Raw genomic sequence first — 23,409 nt, forward strand, 5'->3', positions numbered from 1 at the left:
ACTCTTTTTACTAAAACTAATTAGCACTCGAAGGAAATAGCAATATGATTCAGCAAACCAATCTAGGGGGCAGCTTCACGCTGCCAAACACGTCGATCGCTCTCAATCGTCTGGGTTACGGTGCAATGCAACTCGCGGGGCCAGGAGTGTTTGGGCCACCCCGTGACGTGGATGCCGCCATTGCGGTTCTCCGTGAGGCGATCGCCCTCGGTGTCAATCACATTGATACTAGCGATTTTTATGGTCCGCACATCACCAATCAAATTATTCGTCAGGCGCTTCACCCCTATCCTGAGAATTTGGTGATTGTCACTAAGGTAGGGGCGCGTCGTCCGGCGGATAAGTCATGGCAACCTGCCTTCTCGCGGCAAGAGCTGATCGCCGCCGTTCACGATAACCTGCAAAATCTTGATCTTGAGGCGCTAGATATCGTCAATCTCAGAGTTGGAGGTACTCAAGCACCGTCCGAAGGCTCGATCGCAGAACCACTCACCACCCTAGTTGACTTGAAGCGTCAGGGACTCATCCGCCATCTCGGACTGAGCAACATTACTCCCCGACAGTTCGAGGAAGCTCAGGCGATGACTGAGATTGTGTGTGTCCAGAACCAGTACAACTTAGCGCATCGCGAAGATGATGCCTTGATCGACGACCTTGCACAGCGCGGTGTGGCGTATGTACCGTTCTTTCCGCTCGGTGGATTCACGCCGTTGCAATCGTCCAAGCTCGATGCCGCTGCAAGCTCTCTTCAGGCGACACCAATGCAGGTCGCGCTAGCATGGCTGCTTCAGCGAGCGCCTAACATCCTGCTGATTCCCGGAACGTCATCGGTTGAGCATCTGCGCGAGAATCTCAAAGCCGCAGATTTGCAACTTCCGTCTCAAACAGTCAACGATCTTAACTCGATCGCTGTACCTAACGAATGAGCCAATCACTATCCTAGCTACCAGAGTGCCTGCATTTTCCCCTGGAAAACAGTTTCGGGAGAAAGTAGCACCTTAACCAATACAGATGTATTGACTTTACTAGTAGTCTGCCAAGGAAACTTTGCATGGTGGTTAGCAGAGGGGCAGAGGGGCAGAGGGGAAAGAACTTGGTATTTGCCTCTCCTCTGCTCCCCTGCTCCCCTTCTCCTCTGCCGACCTCCACCCAGCAATTTTGGGTTGGCGAACTACTAGTATTGATCCAATCACTGTTGATTGATTGCATTGTCTACATCAGCTAATGTTTCATACTGTTTACAAGGCAACCATTTCAAGGCTCGCAGGACTTTCTCATCAACACCTTTTTCCTCAGCATACTTAACCAAGTCTTTTTTGCTGAGTGGATAGTTAACTGCAATCAAGTTTTTCTTTAATTGTACTGGACTGATTTTAGTAATGAATATTTCATCAATTAAGTTGGCTACATCAGCCAGTGTTTCATATTGTTTTGAAGGCAATTTCTTCAAGATTCGCAGGATTTTCTCGTCAATACCTTTTTCTTCAGCATACTTAACCAAGTTTTTCTTGCTAAGGGGATAGTTAACTTGGTTCAAATTTTTTTGTAGCTGTACTGGATTCAGTTTAGCCATAATAAATCTCTTTATGGTCTTGACGCTGTGGATTCAGTGAAGAAGGTGAAAAAAATCAGTAAAAGTCAACTTGCACAACTATGCAGAGTAGTAGGTTGAAGAAAATGTAGCCCATACACACCTTATTCTGTATTTTAGATATTTGCAATCAGTTATATTAATCTTTCTTCGATTTTTCCGGTTTAGTATGCCATTAATTCCACTTCTATGAAGAGAAGTGACTAACCTGCATAACTGATGTAGTTATCCTTAAACAATCTTTAACCACTTTAGTTTTTCTTAATTTAATTTTTTCCAAGAAAAGCAACTTCTACATAGTACATTGTTAATTTAAGAGGAGATTAAGTTACTGTTAATTCCACCTCCTCCTTTGATTACCTAAAGTCCTACTGAGGTGGACTATTGGAGTCATGAGTGGGGAGTTGGTGGTCAATCTTGGGTCAAGATTCGTTTTACAAGCTTTTTAGACTGATCCCCACTAAGACAGTTAGGTTAAATTGCAAATCAAATCATATACCTGCCTAATTCCGCGATTTAGGTGTAAATCCAGGTTAAGACTGCGGATTTTGCCTAAGCCCTAACAAATTTCCGTCAATATCCTTGAAAGTGGATAATTGCACTCCATGACCGACATCTGTAATTGGCCCAACTGAGACTCCTTTTTCTGTCAGGCTTTGACGAGCAGTAACTATATCATTGACAATAAAGGTACTAACAGTATTACCTGGTTCAACTGAGTCACTCAAGTTCAATCCGATTGCAAAGCGTGGAATATCAGGAAAACTAAACTGTTTCCAGTTAGGTGTGTCATATTTTTCTTCAGGAACTAACCCAAGCTTGGACTTGTACCACTCGGCACTAGCTTCGAGATTAGTAACGTCTAGTTTAGTGACAAAACTATATTCACCAAAAGTGTTTTTCAATGTCATATTCTACTGTGCTAATCCAGAACTTTTGCAATATGGCTATTATAAGCTTTTTAGCGCAATATACTGCAAACTTACCAATTAATAGTAGTTTAGTTTTGCTCGTGTACTTTTACTCTAAAAGCCGCCCTTTTACGTCTAGGCACTCCAGCAAAACTTCAGCCACAGTAAGGTGTTATCCACTACTGAAATATAAACTGTATAACTTCATACAGCTTATTAGATGTCGGAGGTTGCCAGTTGTAGTTCCATCCCTTTCCTCTTTACCCCTTACCCTTTCCCCTACTTCTGCAAGAAGTCTCAAGATTCATATATCTAGTCAGCAACGCCGGGGATAAACTTTATTAGGCGTTATGAAACTCACTTTTGGGCAATGTTTGCAGAGGATTAAGAAATTCTTTCAATTCGTCCCACCGCAACTCCAATGCTTGACGAGCAGATGTTTTGGCGACGATTTCCAGTCTGATTCCGTCTGGATCGTCAAAAAATATTGCGTAATACTCAGGATGATATTCGGGATACCGTTTGGGTTGACTGACTTTGATTCCCGCCGATCTCAAAATAGTTAATGATGCTAAATCCTTGTGATGCAAGATCCGAGTAAGAACAGACAACAAAGCCAGATAAATTTGTACGATGCCCTTAGCCGCAAATCTTGTTAAAGGTGGGTCAGCAACTATCCCGTTTGTTGGTAAAAAACTAAACGCAAATGGGGAACTGACAGATATGAACACATTGCAGTCGCTTAAATTTCTCCTTGATGCCCTTGTGCGAGGAATTATAGAGAACCGAAAATAACAGAAACTTGTACTCTATAAATAGACTGCTGAGGATGCTATTAAAGAAAGTACAATCACATGGCTTCATCTGATAAATTTCTCTACCATCGGAGTGTGCGCCCTCTCGATATGCTCCAAGGTGTATTTACTTCTATCCTGCTACACTCTATTTTTTTAGTGGGGAGCAAATATTGGTACAGAGTTTTGATGCATGAGCCGAAGCAAGAAATTAGCCAAGAGATTCCAATCGAGATAGTTGAAGTTCCTCCTCAGAAAACAGACATAACTCCTCCTTCCTCATTCCGGGCTACCAAAAATTCTCTTGCCGGTGGTAAAGCTTTACCAGAAAGACCTGTTTTGGGGGTGAAGTCAGGGAATCTGGCAGGACAGAAAGCCGATAACGAGCGTTCTTTTGACTTAACAGCCTCATCTCCTCTCAAGGTATTCCAGACAGGACGGCAGCAGAAGAAAACGGAATTACCAAATCGATCTGGTCAACAACCGCAACTCAAATCTCCAAAAACGGCATCAGCATCTGCAAGCGAGACACAAGTACCTAACTCTCAAAAAATTGCAGTAGCACCAATGACCACACCACTACCAGCTCCATTTTTGAAAACAGCACCCAACCCAAAGCAAATACCTTCAGTACCTGCAACCACAGCGCAAGTACCTAATTCTAAGAAAATTGCAGTAGCACCAGTGACTAGACCACAGCCAGTTCCGCTTTTGAAAACAGCGCCTTTGACAACACCTTTAGTACTCAACCCAAAACAAATACCTTCAGCACCTTCAACCACGGCACAAGTACCTAATTCTAAGAAAATTGCAGTAGCACCAGTGACTAGCCCACAGCCAGCCCAATTGGGAAAAACAGCACTTGAAAGAGCTACGACACTACCAGTACCCAGGAGTCCGAAGAAGTTAAGGCAGTCGAGAGTTGGATTCAGTGGGCAAACACCGATTCAAGCTCAGTCATCTCTAAAAACAGGTGCAGCAAGTTTGTTGGGTGGTACTGTGGGTGTATCTAGTCAGAATTATCGCGGCGATCAACTGGCATCTGTGCCTAATTCCAACCGCGATCGCATTGGGACTTCTGGTGTTGATGCTAGCAGTCAAGATTTAGACCTCACCTCTTACTTAAATAAACTAAAGCAACGCGTTCAACAGCAGTGGCTACCAGGAATGAGCCAGTCTAATCGGCGAACGGTGCTTAACTTTACTATTAACCGTTCAGGTCAAGTTAGCAATCTCAATATTGTACAAACCTCTGGATTTAATGTAACTGATGAAGTAGCACTCAATGCTATACAGCGAGCTGCACCTTTTGCGCCTTTGCCCACAGGATATACCAAGAATTACATTGATATCGAATTTACATTTAGTATCAACGTTTATGGCGAGCTAAATTTATCAAGGGATGGTGGCTAACAACAGGCAAACAGAGTTTTCGCTGGCAGGCAGAACGAGTAGTATATCTGTACCTCTGGATCGCTAAATAAATATTAATAATCAATACCTTTGTCCAAATAAGAGCCTACAAAAATTTTGGCAAAAATGGCAAAATCACTCATGGATAATGTTATTATTAATTATTTATTTGAGTTTTAAAGACATAATAATTAACTTGATTTCGGGAAATTGCTAATTTAAGAATCTAATTAAAAATTATTGACGCCGATCTAGCAAAACATCAAAATGTTTAACCTTCGTTTCGGGTTCAATCAGATACTGGTTATCTTTGAGCAGAGGGTGTACTTGTTCTATATCATTGCCAGCAAAGGCACGAATAGCATCGCGTGACTGCCAATAAGAGATGACAGTAAACTTTGTAATTGTGCCATTAGTACGACGAAATACTTGCGCTCCTAGATTAACAGGAATTGATTGAATTTTTTTGATTCCAAGTTTTATACAGTTGATGCTCAAAATGGAACAGGCGGCAAAGGCTAGTCGATTTATTTTGTGCTGATTGGCTCAGTTTGTCAATGTTGCAAAATGTTAAAAAGAAATATATAAAAAATAAATAATTACGTGAAAGCTGGGGTTAAAAGTAGGTTTTCTTTACGTTACTTAACGATAACTCAGTAAGATAGACTTATGCCTATAGTCACGACAAAATCATTAGTGAGTGAACAGAAGCCGATTATTTTGTAAAACAACTGTGGAAAACAGCAGAAATAGCTGTGGAAAGTCTGTGGAATCTGCTAGGAAAAGTAGAGCTAATGATAAGAATTGCAAAAAGTTGAGATTTGTAATCTTTGCCGTTGCAGTATAACATCAGCCTCAGTATTGCCCAAGGAGCGAATCATGAGAGGATGGGTAAACGATCCACATTCAGGAGGGGTAAAAATCCCTGAGCAAGTCAAACAGAGAACAAAGCAACGAATATTAGCCTATGCAGAGCAGCATTATGCGGGGAAATACACACGTATTGATGTCCGTTTTAAGGGATATTTCTGTTACATAGATGCTTATAAAGAACCATTTTTACCAGATAGTTATGACCTATCAATGTTTAAAATAACACGCTCAGAATATATAGAGAGAGCCAAGAATATACCAATTCATCTGTGTCGATTACGCTACAAAGGAAATGAAGAGAAATGGACGAAGGCTTTTTACACCTATAGTAATGAAAAATATGAACCTAGCGTATTTAACAATGGTACTTTTTATGGAACACCAGAAGAGGCATTTCAAAGTTCAGCATTGTACTTAGATTAAGTAAATTTTGATAACTGTTAGTTATGAATGTCAGATATACAATATTACTTTCAAGTCCACCTACCACAGAACATTTAGATAGCGTTAAAACGGCAGCATCAAGACTAACAAACAATCAGGTAAGTGTCAAAATGGACTAACTATTTCCGCAAATACTTGGTGTCGGAGAAAACAGCCGGAAATACAGTCGGTACAAAAATCAGCCGCAATCAAGAGATTTGGGAAAGTTTGTATATATCAGCGCAAAGTTATCTCAATCAACACTTGATGCAAATGGTTAACTCCAGTAAGCAAGAATCAGAATCGAAAGTGACACAAGGTAGAAAAGGGCGTTAGTTGTGACGGAATATCGCATACCAGTTCGATTACATACTATTTATTATGTAGTCTAGTTATTAATCTACGCACGACTAAAAAAACAGAGTATGACAATCTTGCAAGTTGTGGATAAAGAGTTTTCAGAAGTTCCCGTCATTGATATTAGTCCATTGGTTTCTCAAACTAGCAACTATTCTGATGTAATTGCAGACCAAATTAGACAAGCTTGCCAAAATTACGGTTTCTTCTATATCGTCGGGCATGGAGTTGATGAACAACTACAAAAGCAGTTGGAACATCTCAGCCAACAGTTTTTCGCGCAAGATGTAGAAACAAAACTGAAGATTCGTATGGCTCTTGGTGGTAAAGCATGGCGGGGATATTTCCCCGTGGGTAATGAGTTGACATCAGGTAGACCGGACTTAAAAGAAGGTATTTACTTCGGTACAGAACTAGAATCAGACCACCCACTTGTGAAAACTGGTGTGCCAATGCACGGTCGAAATCTTTTTCCATCCAATATTCCCCAATTTAGGGAGACAGTGCTGGATTATATAGACTCAATGACCAGACTTGGACACACCCTAATGGCTGGTATAGCTCTAAGTTTGGGGTTAGAAAAGTCCTACTTTTCAGACCGTTATACAAAAAACCCATTGATATTATTTCGGATTTTCAATTACCCTCCTAATTCATCATTATCTGAATCTAAATGGGGCGTTGGCGAACATACAGATTATGGAGTATTAACTATACTAAAACAAGATAATGTCGGTGGATTACAAGTCAAATTAAAGTCTGGTTGGATAGATGCACCTCCTATTCCTGGTTCATTTGTATGCAACATTGGTGATATGCTCGATCGTATGACACGAGGACTGTATCGCTCAACACCCCACCGCGTTCAGAACCGATCGACAAGTAGTCGCTTGTCATTTCCATTCTTTTTTGATCCCAATTTCAACATTGAAGTCAAACCTATTGAACCCAGCGGCATAGTAGTGAATGACGATCGAAGCGATCGCTGGGATAAAGCTAGTGTCCACGAATTTCGCGGGACTTATGGCGATTATCTTCTGAAGAAAGTCTCCAAAGTATTTCCAGAACTGCGCCAAACAGTGTTTTAAAATGCTGTACATGGATAGCACAACGTTGAGCCAATGCTAAGTAAAAGTTACTAACCTCCAAACGGATCGTCAGCAAGTTGAGCAAGCATTACCGCCACCGTTGCTGCACAAAGGACACAGTAAAGATCGCAGACCGGACTTATTGCAGTATCGTCAAATGCTCTCGACCGAATGGCACGCTTAATAAGCGTAAATCCCTGTTATTCCTGGTTTTTGGGTGTGGGGTTGCAGCTTTGGGTGTGGGGAATTAAGAAGATGTTGAACTCGTTGAGGTACCTCGCATTCAATTGTCTTAAACACTACACTCAACACCCAATACCTTACCCTCATTAGGTTTCACATGAGTCTTCGTACCATTCTGCTCTCGACCGTCGACCTAGTTGGGATGCCACTCGTTAGCGCTACTTCGACAACTTCTGAAAAAAATTAATACTAATCAAAATTAACTCCAGTAACGCGATTGAGTTACAGTAGTTTATAGCCTAGCTTTTGCAAAGTAATGTTTGTCGCTGTGCAGTGCTCTGGAAAAATCAATGGTAAAAGATGCATCTGAACTAGAAATTACTACCGACTCATCAGCAGTGGTAGATGCCATCAATAGCTTTGTCGATCAATTATTGGGTGTTGGTAACGATGCCCAAGTGATTCTTAAAGCAGTTGAGGCAGATCCGACTTGTGCGATCGCCAATGCTCAAGTTGCCGCCTTTTATTTATTTGCTGGTGGTTCTGTTGCCTTAACCAAGGCCAAATCTCATCTCAAGGTGGCAAAATCTTACCTGAAAAGAGCGAACGTTCGCGAAAAACTTTACGTTGCGGCAATTGAAGCATGGGCAAACCGAGACATTGCTCAAGCGATCGCTCATCATGAAGCGCTCGCCATTGCCTTTCCCCGCGATTTAGCCTCGGTACATCTAGCCCAATACCACTATCGAAATTTTGGTAATAGTCAGGGAATGCTACTGATTGCTGAAAAAGTTTTCGCTGCCAATCGTGACAACCCCTATATGTATGGGATGCTGGCCTTTGGGCTAGAAGAGTGCCATCGTTTAGCAGAAGCAGAAGAATATGGACGAATTGCGATCGCTCTAAAACGAGATAACCGTTGGGCACACCACGCAGTTGCTCATGTATTAGAAACTCTTGGACGTTTAGAAGAAGGAATTAGCTTAATGGAAAATCTGAGCGACACTTGGGAATATAGTAGCTCGGCTTTTTATGGACATCTTTGGTGGCATACATCTTTATACTATTTGGATATTGAGAATTTTGCCAAAGTACTAGAGATATATGACAGGCGCATTTGGGGACGTGCCAAAAAAGACAATGGACGCGAACAGATTAACGCGATTGCCTTGTTACTACGTCTAGAGTTACGCAGTGTAGACATCGGTTCGCGGTGGCAGGAACTTGCTGCTTACCTGCAACCACGAATACACGAACACGCTCTTGCCTTCCTGGATTTGCAATATATCTATGCATTGGTACGGGGCGATAAAGATGACTGGGCGGTAGAGATGTTAGAGAGTATGCAAACTCATGGAGAAAACGTCTTACCCTATGCGCGGCGAACTTGGGTAGAGGTTGCAGTGCCAGCGGCTAAGAGGATGATTGCTCATGCTCGTGGGGATTGGAAATCTGCAATCGCTCAACTAGAGGCAGTGTTACCTGATTTATACTCCACAGGTGGATCTCATGCTCAACGAGATTTATTTGAGCAAATTTATCTTGATGCACTAATTCGCGATCGGCAGTATCACAAAACCTTGAATGTACTAGTGCATCGCAATGCATCTCGTGGCAATATTCCAGTGATTCAGAGGGAATTGGCTAATACCTATAGCCAGCTAGGACGCAGCGATGAAGCAGATCGAGCTTCTCAATTTGCATTAGAACTATCACAACGTTATCAAAAAGTAGAGCAAACAGTATGACGACATACGTAAATCTCGGAAAAAGTGGATTAAAAGTATCACGCTTGACTCTGGGTACTATGACTTATGGTTCTCGGAAATGGCGCGAATGGGTACTAGAAGAAGAAGAAAGTCGCCCGTTTATTAAATTAGCTTTGGAATTGGGCATTAACTTCTTTGACACCGCCGATGTTTATTCATTAGGTGCGAGTGAAGAAATTCTGGGACGGGCGCTCAAAGACTTTGCCAAAAGAGATCAAGTAGTTATTGCTACTAAAGTATACAATAAAATTGGTGATGGTCCCAATGACCGGGGACTGTCTCGTAAGCATATTTTTGATGGCATTGATGCCTCATTACGGCGTTTACAAACAGATTACGTCGATTTGTACCAAATTCACCGCTGGGACTACGAAACGCCCATAGAGGAAACCCTAGAGGCGCTGCATGATGTAGTCAAATCAGGAAAAGTTCGTTACTTAGGAATCTCCAGTGTTTATGCATGGCAGTTTGCCAAAGCCCTTTACACGGCTGACAAACACGGTTGGAGTCGCTTTATATCTATCCAAAATCACTACAATTTAGTTTATCGAGAAGAAGAGAGAGAGATCATACCTTTATCTCTAGATCAAGGAATTGGGATCATTCCTTGGAGTCCTTTAGCGCGTGGTTTTCTGGCTGGAAATCGCAGCAAAGAAGACTATGGTCAAACCGTGCGCGCAAAAACCGACGAATTCGCCCACAATCTCTACTATCAAAATTCAGATTTTCAAATAGTCGATCGTGTCGTAGAATTAGCGCAAAAACGCGGCGTGAAACCAGCACAAATTGCCTTAGCTTGGTTATTGCATCAACCAGGCGTGACGGCTCCAATCGTTGGTGCTAGCAAGATAGAGCATCTCAAAGAAGCAGTTGAGGCTTTAGATTTGAAACTTTCCGATCAAGAGCGTAAATTCTTGGAAGAACCTTACACGCCACATGCCATCTTAGGACATCAGTACCCAACCACCTCTGCCAGTCGCTGATAGCAATATCTGTTATTTGGGAATGGGGAAGAAAAGCAGGGGAGCAAGGGAAAAGTTGCAGTAAGTTTTCTCGTTTGCACCTCTGCCTGTTGTACCCCATTGCAAAATGTGCAGTTTACTCATTGCAATCCCGCCCAATTAATTCGCGGATGACTTGGCGATCGCTTTCTGGTTTATTTACTTCTACCTTGACCATTTCTAAGTCTCCTGCAACGATTAGCGATCGCTGTGCGAAAACACTTGCGCCGAACGGATTATTCCCGCCTCATTGAACGGATGGCTTAACGTGTATAAAAACAACGGTAATAGTAGATGATAATCATCCCTTGGAACCTATTTTTAGATGTGATACTTGCCTGATTCTGTCCGAAGTATTGTTAAAAGGAAGTATTAATGAATCCCAGACTGTACGCGCCACAGATTGGCATAAATCCCATCAAGTGCTACTAAGTCCTCATGTTTACCCTGCTCGACAATTTGACCTCGATCCATCACATAAATACAAGCACTATGAAACTATAGTTTCCTACAGTTAACTGATTATTCGCCACTGAAATACCACCAAAAAACACCGTAGCGATGAAACCTAGTACAACTATGAATCGAATCACCGGGAAAAACGCAGCAGAAACAGTGATAGCTTCACGATTACTGCGACGATAAGCTTCACTTTCAGAGAGAACACGACCTTGTTCGTAGGTTTCAGCAGTGAAACTCTTAATTGTGGCAATCCCTGAGAGGTTATTAGCTAAACGGCTATTGATGAATCCAGCTTTGTCTCGGACATCTGCATAACGCAGAGCTAGTCGTTTTTGGAATGCTAATGAACCCCAGAAAATCAAGGGTATGGGTAGTATTGCTAACCACGCTCCGTTAGGAGCGATAAAAGTAAATGAGCCGCCGACAACTAAAACTGTGGTGATAAATTGCAGAATTTCCGCAGCCCCAGAATCGAGAAAGCGTTCTAATTGATTGATATCATCATTTAAAATTGATAGGAGTGTGCCTGTAGAGTGTTCCTCAAAGTAGCTCAGTTCTAGTTCTTGTAAATGGCTATAGGCATCAAGACGCAGTTCGTGCTGGATGGTTTGAGCTAAATTACGCCACAGGCGAGTATATAAAAATTCAAATAGCGACTCCGAACTCCAAATGAATAATGCTAATAATGATAGTATTGCCAGTTGTCCAATGATGTTGGTTATGCCGATTTTGGCAATTAGGGAATTTTCTTTTTCCACCACGACATCTATAGTTTGGGCAATTAAATAGGATGGCGCTAGGTCGAAGATTTTATTGATTATGGTAAAAATTACAGCACTCCATACTTGAGAGTGGTAGTCTCTGGCATAGAGTAACAAACGTAATAATGGATGGTTTTTAGATACTTGCAAATCTTTCATGGTAAATGCTAACTTGTGAGAAAATAGTTAATGATAATTAGCTAAAATTTTCATCGATCAATATAAATTTAATTGTGCAAAAATAGCAATTTAAAAAAGTTAAAAAATACAACACTCGGTTATTTAAGGTAATTGCTCATATTTTAAATATGGTGAGAAATTTGAGCTTAAGGTGTGTTGACAAGGTATTTAAATAAATCATCGATTATTGCATCAGCCGCAAGCGGAGTTCGCGCTCTCCAGATTGTCGGATCTACATAATAAACACGATTTTTTTGAACAGCTTTCAGCTTGTACCAAAGCGGTTTTTTCTGAAGAATGCTTAAATTATGCTCACCACTTTCATTACCTCCATAAGCAATGACAAACATAACATCACCATCTGCCTTTTCTAATTCCTCTTCAGAAAAACTAATGAATCCTCGTGGGTTAAAGTCTTGTGATGGTGGGCGTTGTAATCCAGCATCGCTTAAAACAGAGCCAATGAATGAGTTTTTTACTTCGCTATTCATGCCACCACAACAAAAGTTGACAAAAGAAATCTTTTTATGCTTGTAGTAATCGCCTAATGCAGTCTTTAGTTTTTCAATACGTTGATTATAGTGTTGCCAAACCTGCTGCCCAATTTTTTTCTGCTTAATACCTCAGCCATAAAATTAAAATACTCTTTCCAATTGCCTTGCAGGTTATTGTTACTTCTCCAGTCATATAAAACGGTGGGAGCGATATTGGATAGCTGAGGATAAATTGATTCATGATTATGCTTCCAGCTAATAATGACATCAGGCTTAAGTAGCGCGATACGTTCTATGCTAGGCTGTGACCAGTCGCCTAATGGCTCTATCCCCTGTGTTTTACCTTTCAGATAAGCAGGAAACTGATGATTGTACTCTAAAATACTTCCAACAGGCTGAATACCAAGGCTAATCGCATTCCCTAAAGCAGCCGGATTTAATACCACAAGACGTTTAGAATTATTAGGAACACAAGTTTTTCCCATTGCGTGCAGCACTACTCGGCATTCTTTAACTGACTGTTTCCAGCTTTGATCGCTCTGATTGACGTTTTTACCACAAGCCGAAACAAGTACGAACGTCAATACTCCTAAAAACAATAGATAGATAAGGCGACCTAAAAATATTTTCATTGGGAGGAATATATCTTTTTAATCCTCATTGGTACATTTGAGAAATTTGAGAATCTGCGAAAGAGAGGATTTATGATTAGGTTGATTGAATACAGAAGTCCTTCTCCACATTCCATACTCTAGACTTCAAAGCTGAATTATCAAGTTAAAACTGGTATGAAATTGAACCAGTAACCGCCAAGGGTGAGCCTTGAAACACGTTAGCAGCATTCACCGTAGAGGTGACATATCTCGTGTCAAATAGGTTCTCAATTCCCAAGCGAAATGTGAGATTTTCCAACTTGTATGAAGCTGCCAAGTCTACACGCACGTAGCTAGGAACATCAAAGGAATTAGCATTATCGCCCTCTCTCTCACCCACATAGACTAGACCACTGTTGAGGCTAAGTCCTCTCAAACCACCTTTGGTAAAATCATACTTGGCATATAAGCCAAAACTGTTGGATGGAGAGTTAACAAGCGTATTGCCTTCCTGCCCTGTGGTATTTTTCGTAATCTGAGCATCTAACAATGTGTAGGCAGCAATCAAGCTCAAGTTATCTGTCATCTTACCTCCCACTTGCAGTTCCAAGCCGCGACTGCGAACCTCACCAAGGAGAATGCTGAAATCAGGATTGTTGAAGTCAGTTTCTGCAATATTGGTTTGAGTCAAGTTGAAGAGGGCAGCAGTCACGCTGAGTTTGTTGTTGAGAAAGTTTGCTTTGGCACCGACTTCGTACTGGGTGGCAGATTTGGGATCGATTAATCCACCACCTGCTAGTCTGCCAGATTGTGGTTCTGTCGATTGGCTAAAACTAGCATAGACTGACGCAGAATCCGTGAGTTTATAGACCAATCCCAGCGTCGGAGAAAGGAAAGTTGCATTTTGAGTGTTTAGATTATTAAACTCTGCATCAAACCAGCCGTAGCGTAGACCAGCCAGAATGCGAAACCTTCCCAGAGTGATAAAATCCTGGACGTATATGCCATAATCTGTGTTGCTAGAAGGCTGCTTACCAGGAGCCAAATCAGTTGGCAGTGGTTCGCCAAAGGTAGGATTAAAAACATCAATACTACCGAAAAAGATATTTCTGGTATTTCCAGTCAAATCAGCGCGGAATCTGCTGTATTCCACACCTGCCAATAGCTTGTGGTCAGATGCTCCTATTTGAAAATTGCCTCGCACCTCACTCCGTAGGTTGAGTTGAGTGTAGCTTTCTGTAAGTGGATTTCTGTAGAGGTACTGGAGTGTATTTCCGTTAAATCTAAAGGCAGAAAGAACAAACAAGTCTCTGTAAGTGTCTAAATATTGACCGTTTAAACTGAGCGACCAGTTCTTACCTAAAGGCTGGTCAAAGTAAGCACTCACACGATAATTATCGCGCTGACCGCGATCGCGCGGATCGACGTAACTGCGATCGTAAAGAAATTCATTGTTAAAGAATTTAATCCCGGAATTAAAATTTTGTTGTTGCTGGTAATACTCTGTTTCAACTGTTAAAGAACTACCGTTAGCAGGCAACCAAGTAATCGAAGGAGCAATAAGAATGCGATTATCTTCTACATTTGCGTAAAAAGAGTCTGCATCTTGTACTGCCGCTACCAGACGATAAAGCAGTGTCTTATCAGTATTAAGGGGCCCTGTAAAATCGACTTCCCCACGATAGGAGTTAAAACTGCCTGCTTGAAAGGTAATAGCGTTACTTGGTATTGCTTGTGGTTTCTTGGTGACATAATTAACCAATCCTCCAGGCGTACCAGTGCCGTAGAGTAAAGAAGAGAGTCCTTTGAGAATTTCAATGCGATCGATGTTTGCCAAATCGCGTACCAAAAAACGTTGATTGTCTCGCAAACCATTTATGTAAGTTTGTCGCGCAACGCTAAAGCCACGAATTGTGAATTCGGGAATATTTCCTCCCTGGGCATCTCCTCCTCCCGTTCCTCTAGTAACGCCAGGAACAAAGGGAATCAAATCTTCTCCCCGCTTGGGAGCGATATCTTCAATCAACTCTCTGGTAATCACCCCAATAGAAGCAGGAGTTTCCAGAAGAGGAATATCTAATCTTGTGCCAGTGGTAGCATCAGGTACGCGGTATCCATCATCTTGCTCTCCCGTTACCACCAACTCAATCGGCTCATCAGTTTGCACTGATGGTTCCTTTTGGGGTGTTTCACTGAGAGGCTTCTCCGGCTTAGGCTGTTGTGGTGGCTGCATTGCAGTTGCAGCAGGTGTTAACCCAAAAATTAAACCCTCATCACTGTCAAATAACTCAACTGTTGGCAAAAGAGCCTCACCGGTGATTGTCACCCGGATAGTATTGGCATCCAGATTGGTGACTATTATTTCAGTAATACCCGCAACTGGTTTTTGAGAGCGAAATGTGAACGCATCACCATTAGATAAACGCAGTTGAGCATTAGGAATGTCAGCGATAAAGTTCTTATCAGCACTGCGATTTGTGATTTGCAACTGTTGCCCAAGAGTTGTCTGTAAAATGACCTCTACACCTTTATCCGTAGGATTAGCTTGGACTCCTGTTACTTGTATAACTTCGCCCGCTGGGACAGAGTGAGGGTTATTTGGTGCTGGCAACTGTACAAATAATGCTGCACTCTGGGAAATCTGCTTAATCTGGTTCTGTTGAGGAATCTTTTTACTTGATTCATTTAACTTTCCCCTTTGCAGAGAACTTGCAATTTGAGACTGAAAATGTCGAGGCTTCCTGTTACTGGAAGCAAATACTGGAGATTTGCTGATTACAAATTCCTTATCAAGAACTAAAATCGGATCGTTAAATATAGATTTTCCTAATATCGTGGTATAAAATTCACCTTGAGTTTCCTCTCGTACTTCCTCACTTCTAGCAGGATTGCTAATAAAAACAATAGCTGTACCTATCAGCAGCAAGCTTTGAAAAAATTTATCTAACTTCATTTATTTACCTAGACTCCCTCACAGCACTTGGCAGTATTAAGAAAATTTCCTAATAAAATTAGCGGTGTATGTATAATACGGGATTCAGATTTTTTATTTGAACGCTAGAGGGATTTTTTCTGAACGCTAGAGGGATTTTTCGCGATGTGAAAGTATTGTTTGGGGTTCAAGCCGAACTTTTTGCGGAAAGCTGATGCAAAGTAGCTGCGACTATCAAAACCTACCCTAAATGCCACTTCTTCAACCTTCATTTCCCCTAAGACTAAAAGTTGTCTTGCTTTTTCGAGTCGATAGTCGTGCAAATATTTAAACGCAGATGTCCCAAAAACTTGACGAAACCCACGCTTCAATTTGAAGTCATTTAGTCCTACTTGCCGTGCTAACTCGATCAAACTGGGTGGATCTTCTAGATTGCCTAGCAAAATTTCCTTGGCTTGGTAAATTTTGTCAACATCGCTCAAATCCCTGGCTGGAAAGCTATGAGCGTTAATATCCTGCTCCTGAAATTGCTGGAAATGAAGCATAATCAATTCCACCGCCTTACTTTCCAGATACATTCGCTTCATCAAGCCTTGATAGGGACACTGTAGGATATTAAATAACACCAGGCGCATTTGTTGTGTTATTTCCCCTTGATGGTAATAGGGCTGTAGCTTACTATTAATCACAGCTTGGCGTATAGAAATTGGTATCTGTTCTAACTCTTCCTCGCTAAAACTTTGAAAAAATTGCTGCGGTTCGATTCTCAAATAAATTCGTGAATACTTATCTCCAGCTTTCCACCACTCAGTTTCTTTGATGTCGCTATTACATTCTAAATAGTATTTTCCTACCGATTCGTCAGTCTTATCTGTTAATCCGTGGCGTTCAACTTTTACTTTTCCTGAGATAAAAAAACTCAATCCAAATTGAGAATTATCTAAACTATCTCTAATCCAAACCAGATCGTCAATGAATTCTTGCTCAATTGTCGTCAGAGATAATCCACTTCGTAACTCTGTCGAGCATTCATAGTTATTACCAACATCTAGAATATTACCTTGGTGGATAGTTTCAAAACCCTTTGATTTATGGAAAGCTTTGCCATTTTGCTCGCTTTCTGACCACAGTTCTTTCCAGTCTGTAGTTGTAATAACTTTTGTCATGCTTTGATAGACCTATCTTGAAAATGAGAGGATGTTTGAAAAGTCGCAAAGTATACTATAAACACTTCTCCAAACCTCTCCCTCACTTCTAAGATGCTTTGAAACGAAATCGTCAAGTTCGCAAAAAATCAGTGTGATGTCTAATCGAGAGTTTAGATCCACCATGATTTGTACGCGATCGCCTACTTCTCAAATTAAAGCCTGAAACTGCCACCCGTTTATTTTGGTCTGTCATCACTAAGTGGAAAGCGAGTATGGCGCTTTTTTTTACCTGAGTAATGACTTTTCTGCTTGTGTTTGTCTTTGGGACGTTGAATCGGGCGTTCTGTCCCATCAATCATCACTTCTTGAGCGGATGGAAAACGAGTCGTAAAATCTTCAATACTCTCTAAGTTGCGTTCTGGTAAGACCATTTAGAATCGCTTCGCCAAGACCTGACACAAGTGACTCGTCTGAATGCTGCACCACTGCCAGAACGAGACTGGATCAACACCTTCTCTCAGGTAGGGCTAACAGTAACACAGCGGCAAATTGGTGCAATGAGATTGCTTGAGCCGGTTCAGGTACTGAGAGATGAAGGAGTAATTCAGACGGTTCAGATTGTCTGGAATATTTTGACTCAGCCTCTGATCCGCGATCGCATTCTAATGATGCGATAACACCCCAGGAGTATTACCGACGGGAATTTTTCGTGCCGTGGCTGCGTCAATATCAATATTATCGTAACCCACAGCCATTTGACTGATGACTTTGAGTTTCCCTGACTCGATGAGTTGCCGATCGATTTGGTCAGTCAGCAGACATAGCAATCCATCTATTTCCTTGACTTTTTCTAGTAAAATTTCGTATGGAGGGGGTTGTCGTTCTGGCCAAACTTCGACAATGGCAAGCGATCGCAGTTGCTCTAATTCTATGGGTAGGCGACGAGTAATGAAGACTTTAGCCTGAAGCATAGTTTTAAAATAATTTTTGGATAAAGGGACGCTTCTTGCATCAGTTTCTCCTTAAAATATCATGGCGTAAATTCAAAACCTGATAAAGTTGGTTTTTATTCTGTGAAAATGAGCCGTGATGTTCCAATCAAGCAGTAGAAAGTCTACAGACAATCATCACAAGCCGTTAGAATTCAAAAGCTTGTCAAAATGTTCTGACAGAAACTTACTTGGTGAAGTAGACTTTCTGAGGATTGCTGCAACCTTGAAACAGGATCGAAAGCAAAAAGGAAAACTGGGCCAATTTTTGACACCTGTTCCAGTCGCAGAATTAATGGTTGGGATGTTTGGCAAATTCGATCGTCCTCAAATATCTTTACTTGATGCTGGAGCAGGAGTTGGCTCATTACTTGCAGCCTTTGTAGCTAAACTTTGTCAGAGCCAACAACGTCCAGCAAATTTATTTATTGTTGCCTATGAAATCGATCCTTTTCTGATTGGGTATTTGCATCAGACATTGAAATTATGCGATCGAGAATGTCAAACAGCTGGGATCTCTTTAAATTATGAGATTCGGAATACGGATTTTATTGAGGATGCAGTCAGACTTATTAGCCCTAGTTTGTTCGATAATCCTGACAATTGCAGATTTACCCACGCTATTCTCAATCCCCCCTATTTAAAAATTAATGCTCATTCCAAAGTTCGTGATTTGTTACGTTCTATAGGATTAGAAACCAGCAATCTATATACAGGTTTTATCGCTGCTACAGTTCAGCTTCTTGAATCAAAAGGAGAGCTTGTAGCTATTTCGCCGCGTAGTTTCTGTAATGGGCCATATTTTAGAGACTTCCGCAGAATGTTTTTGGAAATTATGGCTTTAGACCAGATACATCTTTTTGATTCCAGACAGGAAGCTTTTAGTGATGATGAAGTTTTGCAGGAAACGATTATCATCCATGCTGTCAAACAAAAACCAAAATTTGACAATGTAACCATCAGTACCAGTTCAAATGCTGATGATGATTTTATTCTGTCAAATTCCTTAGCTTATACAGAGATAGTTATTCCCAACGACTCGCAACAATTTATCCACATTATCCCCGATATATTAAGTCAGCAGGTCATTGAAAAAATGGCTAATTTTACCTACACATTAAAAGACCTAGAATTAACTGTATCAACGGGACGGGTTGTAGATTTCCGTGCTAAGGAATATCTGTGTCTAATGCCAAACAAAAATACTGTTCCCTTGATTTATCCATTGAATTTTTCAGATGGATATGTTGAGTATCCCAAGGTAACGAAAAAGCACCAAGCTCTGGTATATGCAGAAGAAACTGTATCTCTTTTAGTACCAAATGAACATTATGTTTTGACTAAACGATTCTCCTCCAAAGAAGAAAAAAAACGAGTTGTTGCCGTTGTGTATGATGCCAACCAAATTAATTGTTCTTGGGTAGGTTTTGAAAACCACCTGAATTATTTTCACAAGGACGGAAGAGGCCTTAATCTTACCCTAGCACGTGGTCTTGCTGCTTATCTGAACTCTAGCCTCGTTGACGCATTTTTTCGGTTGTTTAATGGACATACTCAAGTTAATGCAACCGATTTACGAAATTTAAAATATCCGACAATAGCACAATTAATGACCATAGGGCTATATATTACTGAGTATTTTCCATCACAGAAAGAAATCGATCGACTTTTGCAAAAAGAGTTACTGAGTATGAGCAATCAGTCTGAAAACAACCCCTTAATAATTAAAACCCCTATTGATGAAGCACTCCAAATTCTAATTGAACTTGGACTTCCACGGGCACAACTTAATGAACGTTCAGCCTTAACTCTGCTGGCTATACTTAACTTAAAGCCAACAGATTCTTGGGAAACTGCTGCATCTCCCCTAATCGGAATTACGCCAATGATGGAATTTATGGCACTGCACTATGGCAAAACATATAAACCTAATACACGGGAAACTGTTCGCCGCCAAACAGTCCATCAATTCTTAGATGCGGCTTTGATAATTGTAAATCCAGATGCACCTGAACGCCCCGTTAACAGTCCAAAAACAGTATATCAGATTGAAGAAAGTACGCTTGAACTCTTACGTACTTATGGAACTACTGAATGGAATAAGAGTATTCATACTTACCTTACTTCAGTTGAAACTTTGAAAAAACGATATGCTCAGGAGCGGGAACTATCGCGTATTCCTATAGTGATTGAAGGAGAGGTGAAAACTCTATCGCCAGGTGGACAGAATATTTTAATCGAAAAGATTATTAAAGACTTTGCAGAACGTTTTACACCTGGAGGAAAACTGATTTATGTTGGTGATACAGATGAAAAATTCGCGCATTTTAATGAAGTGGCATTGAGAGATTTAGGTGTTACTATCGATTCTCATGGTAAAATGCCTGATGTGATTATCCATCATCTAAAAAATGATTGGCTAGTTTTAATTGAAGCTGTAACTTCTCATGGGCCAATTAACCCTAAACGGAAGAAAGAACTTGAAGTTATCTTTGTTGATATAAAAATTCCCCTTGTAATGGTAACAACCTTTTTAAGTCGGAAAGCGATGGTGGAGTATTTGGCTGAAATTGCTTGGGAAACCGATGTTTGGGTTGCGGAAGATTCTACTCATCTGATTCACTTCAATGGAGAATATTTATTACAGGCTTACAAAGTGGATAGAGACTCTGAAACTAAATAAACTATTCTTAAAAAGAAGCGATCGCTAGCTTATAAGTTGTCTTTAAAGCGATATCGCTATCAACAATATTGTCATATAGATCCAATAGTTCATGCAAAGCGTAGTAGAGTTAAAGTAAGAAATCTGAAGGTACGTCGATCGCTCCCAAAGCAAAATTGTCGCCATGACTAACTCAACTCCAATGGATGACGAGAAAAAGCTCCCCAAGAAAAAAGGTAAGTCGCTTCCTCCCAAGCTGATTATCTGGTTAGGAAAGTTTGTCTGGACGACTATGTGGCAGATAATGATGTCAAATCTTGCTCCTCGCAATCAGTCGGGAGCATATATTCGTCCTAATAGCCACTTTCGCAAATTCATCGGCACAGATGAAGGGAATCCCCACCCACCAGCAACGGGGCGCTACAAACTCTATGTTGGGCTGGGTTGTCCTTGGGCGCATCGAACTTTGGTTGTGCGATCGCTCAAAAAACTCGACGCGGTAATATCAGTGTGTATCGTCTCTCCTTCTCCCATTGAAGGCGGTTGGATATTCAACGAAGAAGAAGAAGGTTGTCGCACGCTGGCTGAATTTTATCAGAAGGCAGAACCCGGCTACAGTGGACGCTCTACAGTTCCAGTACTATGGGATAACCAAACAAAAACCATCGTCAATAATGAGAGTTCAGAGATTATCGTCATGCTGAACTCTGAGTTTAATGAGTTCGCCAACAATCCGACGTTAAATCTTTACCCAGAAGAACTTAAAGAGAAAATTGACTGGTGGAATGAAAAGATTTATCACGCGGTAAATAACGGTGTGTATCGCTGCGGTTTTGCCCAGACTCAAGAGGCATACAATCAAGCCTGTAACGAACTGTTCGCAACTCTCGATGAGATTGAACTTTCATTGCAGACTAATCGCTATCTCTGCGGTGAACATCTGACACTTGCAGATGTGCGGTTATTCACAACCTTATTTCGGTTTGATAGTGCCTACTATGGGCTGTTTAAATGCAATAAGCAGCGAATTCGAGACTATCAAAATCTCGGAGCTTATCTGCGTGATTTGTATCAGCTTCCGGGTGTGGCTGACACTTGCGACGTAGAAACTGTGAAGCGGGACTACTACGGAAACCTATTTCCACTCAACCCCGGTGGAATTATCCCCAATGGCCCTGATATGTCTTATCTTAATCAACCACACGATCGCGATCGCATTGGCAAAGTGAATGCTTCATGAACCAGATTAATCGAGTTGCAATTGTCGGTGGAACTCATGGCAATGAATTTACAGGAGCCTACCTAGTCCAAAAATTTGCCCAGTTTCCCGATTTAATTACTAGACCGAGTTTTGAGACAGTCACTCTGTTGGCAAATCCTCATGCTTTTGCCGCCGGGAGACGATATGTAGAGAAAGATTTAAATCGCTGTTTTCTCAAGCAAGATTTACAAGATCCGACTCTGAATAGTTACGAAGAGTTGCAAGCTAAACTAATCCAGAATACGTTAGCATCAAATGGGGATAAACAAGCTGATTTCATCTTAGACTTACACAGCAGTACAGCTAATATGGGTCTGACAATTATTCTTGATAACAGTCATCCCTTAAATTTAAAATTGGCTGCTTATCTGAGCCAGATTAATCCTTTAGTTAAGCTTTATCGCTGCTCTTTTAAATCAATTGCAGAAAACCCATTTGTAAATTCTCTCTGCGAATTAGGCTTTGCGTTCGAGGTTGGCCCAATTGCCCAAGGACTTTTAAAAGCAACGCTGTTCCAACAAACAGAGGAACTTATTCGCGCCCTTCTGGACTATTTAGAACAGTTTAACCAGGGTAAAATTCCATCAAATAATGAAACGTTGATTCTCTATGACCATCTATCAGTTGTAGACTACCCAAAAAAACCGGATGGTACAATCTTTGGAATGATTCATCCAGAGCTTCAGGATAAGGATTATCAAGCCTTAAACCCAGGAGATCCAATTTTTATAACTTTTGACGATAAAACAATTGTTTATGAAGGTGCATCTACTGTTTGGCCAATTTTTATTAATGAGGCAGCTTACTACGAAAAGGGAATTGCCATGTGTTTAACTCAGAGGCAGCAAATCAACATCTAGGATGTGGATTACAAAGTACACACAAGTCTTTTAGAGTGGCTCCACAGACTTTTAATCCCCCCAACCCCTCTCGAAAAACAAAGCTGTTTTTTATTCCCTCATATCATGTCCGCATAATTAGTTATGATTCCCACAGTCATTACACCCCACCCCCAACCCCTCCCCGCAAGCGGCTATGCTTTACCCACATCTTTCTTTACAATCTTGAAACCCATGTTCTATAACCTTCTTAGACATTGAGAATTTAGGTATACTTGACAAATTCGCTTTTAATCTTCTCGCTAAAACTGCGTTTTTATTGAGAATGAACAACGAACGAATCAGGGTTATAAAAACCTGAGTCAATACTCTCGCAAATGTTAAGAAAGATCCGGGTAATGGATAGCCGCAAGCGGGGAGGGGAGACAAAGCGCAGCTTTGGCGGGGGTGGGGTTCTTCGGGTTTAATAAGTAATCAAGCAGACATGATATGACGGGCGATGCCTACGAAATGCTGCTCTTAAAGTAACTCTTTATTTTGAAAATTAGGAGCCGCAAACATTCTAGCTTGAGGTTTCCCTTAAACTCATACCAATTTGAAAAATGATTGCGATAGATGGAGCATAGGTGTCAACTTAACGCTAAACCCTCTTGGTGACAACGTTTTGCCCTCTCCCATCCGTGAG

General features: G+C 41.1%; 18 protein-coding genes and 4 pseudogenes. 12 read left to right on the plus strand and 10 right to left on the minus strand.

Annotation, left to right across the window (positions count from 1 at the left end):
• Positions 1-44: 44 nt before the first annotated feature.
• Positions 45-926, plus strand: coding sequence for an aldo/keto reductase family oxidoreductase (locus V7K84_RS22530; RefSeq protein ID WP_334841309.1), 882 nt, complete (start codon positions 45-47; stop codon positions 924-926).
• A 263-nt stretch (positions 927-1,189) separates the two neighbouring features.
• Here V7K84_RS22530 and V7K84_RS22540 read toward each other — a convergent pair whose 3' ends face one another.
• From V7K84_RS22540 to V7K84_RS22550, 3 genes are all read right to left on the minus strand, one after another.
• Positions 1,190-1,573, minus strand: coding sequence for a DUF2795 domain-containing protein (locus tag V7K84_RS22540; protein WP_334841310.1), 384 nt, complete (start codon positions 1,571-1,573; stop codon positions 1,190-1,192).
• 551 nt (positions 1,574-2,124) lie between these two features.
• Complete coding sequence (locus V7K84_RS22545; RefSeq protein ID WP_334841312.1) at positions 2,125-2,502, minus strand: VOC family protein; 378 nt, start codon at positions 2,500-2,502, stop codon at positions 2,125-2,127.
• A gap of 341 nt (positions 2,503-2,843) precedes the next feature.
• Positions 2,844-3,233 (minus strand): VOC family protein, encoded by a 390-nt coding sequence (locus tag V7K84_RS22550; RefSeq protein ID WP_334841313.1) that lies wholly within the window; start codon positions 3,231-3,233, stop codon positions 2,844-2,846.
• Between the two features lie 123 nt (positions 3,234-3,356).
• Between V7K84_RS22550 and V7K84_RS22555 the strand changes: the two genes are divergently transcribed.
• A complete protein-coding gene (locus tag V7K84_RS22555; RefSeq protein WP_334841315.1) occupies positions 3,357-4,709 on the plus strand; it encodes an energy transducer TonB in 1,353 nt (450 codons plus the stop codon).
• A 237-nt stretch (positions 4,710-4,946) separates the two neighbouring features.
• Here the strand turns inward: V7K84_RS22555 and V7K84_RS22560 are convergent, their stop codons facing one another.
• On the minus strand, positions 4,947-5,207 hold the full coding sequence (locus V7K84_RS22560) for an antibiotic biosynthesis monooxygenase family protein (protein ID WP_334841317.1): 261 nt from the start codon (positions 5,205-5,207) through the stop codon (positions 4,947-4,949).
• Positions 5,208-5,588: 381 nt separating this feature from the next.
• Between V7K84_RS22560 and V7K84_RS22565 the strand changes: the two genes are divergently transcribed.
• From V7K84_RS22565 to V7K84_RS22590, 6 genes and pseudogenes are all read left to right on the plus strand, one after another.
• Positions 5,589-6,005, plus strand: a complete 417-nt coding sequence (locus tag V7K84_RS22565) for a hypothetical protein (RefSeq protein WP_334841319.1) — start codon at positions 5,589-5,591, stop codon at positions 6,003-6,005.
• Between the two features lie 132 nt (positions 6,006-6,137).
• Positions 6,138-6,341 (plus strand): annotated as a pseudogene (locus V7K84_RS22570) (AIPR family protein); the annotation flags it as partial.
• 89 nt (positions 6,342-6,430) lie between these two features.
• The gene (locus tag V7K84_RS22575; RefSeq protein ID WP_334841321.1) at positions 6,431-7,450 is read left to right on the plus strand and encodes an isopenicillin N synthase family dioxygenase; all 1,020 of its coding nucleotides are present in this window, start codon (positions 6,431-6,433) and stop codon (positions 7,448-7,450) included.
• A gap of 533 nt (positions 7,451-7,983) precedes the next feature.
• Complete coding sequence (locus V7K84_RS22580; RefSeq protein ID WP_334841322.1) at positions 7,984-9,381, plus strand: tetratricopeptide repeat protein; 1,398 nt, start codon at positions 7,984-7,986, stop codon at positions 9,379-9,381.
• Entirely contained in the window at positions 9,378-10,385 is a 1,008-nt protein-coding gene (locus tag V7K84_RS22585) for an aldo/keto reductase (protein ID WP_334841323.1), read from the plus strand. The genes V7K84_RS22580 and V7K84_RS22585 overlap by 4 nt, the downstream gene beginning before the upstream one ends.
• A gap of 122 nt (positions 10,386-10,507) precedes the next feature.
• Positions 10,508-10,657 (plus strand): hypothetical protein, encoded by a 150-nt coding sequence (locus tag V7K84_RS22590; protein ID WP_334841324.1) that lies wholly within the window; start codon positions 10,508-10,510, stop codon positions 10,655-10,657.
• 219 nt (positions 10,658-10,876) lie between these two features.
• Here V7K84_RS22590 and V7K84_RS22595 read toward each other — a convergent pair whose 3' ends face one another.
• The 5 genes and pseudogenes from V7K84_RS22595 to V7K84_RS22620 form a co-directional block, all read right to left on the minus strand.
• A complete protein-coding gene (locus tag V7K84_RS22595) occupies positions 10,877-11,785 on the minus strand; it encodes an ABC transporter ATP-binding protein (protein WP_334841325.1) in 909 nt (302 codons plus the stop codon).
• Between the two features lie 167 nt (positions 11,786-11,952).
• Positions 11,953-12,932 (minus strand): annotated as a pseudogene (locus tag V7K84_RS34315) (ABC transporter substrate-binding protein).
• Between the two features lie 145 nt (positions 12,933-13,077).
• Entirely contained in the window at positions 13,078-15,846 is a 2,769-nt protein-coding gene (locus V7K84_RS22610; RefSeq protein ID WP_334841329.1) for a TonB-dependent siderophore receptor, read from the minus strand.
• Positions 15,847-15,950: 104 nt separating this feature from the next.
• Positions 15,951-16,991 (minus strand): helix-turn-helix transcriptional regulator, encoded by a 1,041-nt coding sequence (locus V7K84_RS22615; RefSeq protein ID WP_334841331.1) that lies wholly within the window; start codon positions 16,989-16,991, stop codon positions 15,951-15,953.
• Between the two features lie 251 nt (positions 16,992-17,242).
• Positions 17,243-17,335 (minus strand): annotated as a pseudogene (locus tag V7K84_RS22620) (transposase family protein); the annotation flags it as partial.
• 99 nt (positions 17,336-17,434) lie between these two features.
• Here V7K84_RS22620 and V7K84_RS22625 point away from each other — a divergent pair.
• Positions 17,435-17,650 (plus strand): hypothetical protein, encoded by a 216-nt coding sequence (locus tag V7K84_RS22625; RefSeq protein WP_334841332.1) that lies wholly within the window; start codon positions 17,435-17,437, stop codon positions 17,648-17,650.
• Here the strand turns inward: V7K84_RS22625 and V7K84_RS22630 are convergent.
• Positions 17,645-17,944, minus strand: a pseudogene (locus V7K84_RS22630) (D-glycerate dehydrogenase); the annotation flags it as partial. The gene V7K84_RS22625 and the pseudogene V7K84_RS22630 overlap by 6 nt on opposite strands.
• 118 nt (positions 17,945-18,062) lie before the next feature.
• On the opposite strand from V7K84_RS22630, the gene V7K84_RS22635 reads away from it, so the two are divergent.
• From V7K84_RS22635 to V7K84_RS22645, 3 genes are all read left to right on the plus strand, one after another.
• Positions 18,063-20,645 carry a BsuBI/PstI family type II restriction endonuclease gene (locus V7K84_RS22635; RefSeq protein ID WP_334841497.1) on the plus strand — a complete coding sequence of 861 codons (2,583 nt, stop codon included), beginning with the start codon at positions 18,063-18,065 and terminating at the stop codon, positions 20,643-20,645.
• Positions 20,646-20,808: 163 nt separating this feature from the next.
• The gene (locus tag V7K84_RS22640; RefSeq protein ID WP_334841334.1) at positions 20,809-21,864 is read left to right on the plus strand and encodes a glutathione S-transferase family protein; all 1,056 of its coding nucleotides are present in this window, start codon (positions 20,809-20,811) and stop codon (positions 21,862-21,864) included.
• Positions 21,861-22,745: an aspartoacylase gene (locus V7K84_RS22645; protein WP_334841336.1), complete on the plus strand. Its 885-nt coding sequence runs from the start codon at positions 21,861-21,863 to the stop codon at positions 22,743-22,745. The genes V7K84_RS22640 and V7K84_RS22645 overlap by 4 nt, the downstream gene beginning before the upstream one ends.
• The last annotated feature ends 664 nt before the right edge of the window (positions 22,746-23,409 follow it).

The sequence above is a fragment of the Nostoc sp. genome (assembly GCF_036917315.1).
In the GTDB taxonomy this organism is placed as follows: domain Bacteria; phylum Cyanobacteriota; class Cyanobacteriia; order Cyanobacteriales; family Nostocaceae; genus Nostoc.